Genomic DNA, 354 nt, shown 5'->3' with positions numbered 1-354 from the left:
AAGAGGGGAGAAGGGGAGGAAGAGAGAGGAGGGGAGAGGGGGAGGAAGAGGGAAGGGGAGGGGGAGGGGGGGGAGGGGGAAAGGGGAGGAAGGGAGGAAAGAGGGAAGAAGGGGGAGGAAAAGGGAAAGGGAGGGAGAGGAGGGAAGGGAAGAAGAGAGAGGGGAGGGGAGAGGAGGGGAAGGAAAGGAAGGAAAGGGAAGGGAGGGAAGAGAGGGGGAGAGAGAGGAGGGAGGAGGGGGGAGAGGGGGGGAAAGGAAAGAAGAGGAAGGGAGGAGGAAGGGGGGAGGGGAGGGGGAAGAGAAGGGGGGAAAAGGGGGAGGGAGGGAGGAAGGGAAGGGAAAGGAGGGGGGAAG

The 354-nt window shown here is 63.6% G+C and carries 1 protein-coding gene; it reads left to right on the top strand.

From position 1 onward, the window contains the following. The coding region (locus KH400_RS30245; protein WP_217228535.1) for a hypothetical protein at positions 1–354 on the top strand (354 nt) is incomplete at both ends.

The sequence above is a fragment of the Desertibacillus haloalkaliphilus genome, assembly GCF_019039105.1.
In the GTDB taxonomy this organism is placed as follows: Bacteria; Bacillota; Bacilli; order Bacillales; family KJ1-10-99; genus Desertibacillus; species Desertibacillus haloalkaliphilus.
This window is presented reverse-complemented; position numbering and strand designations above follow the sequence as displayed.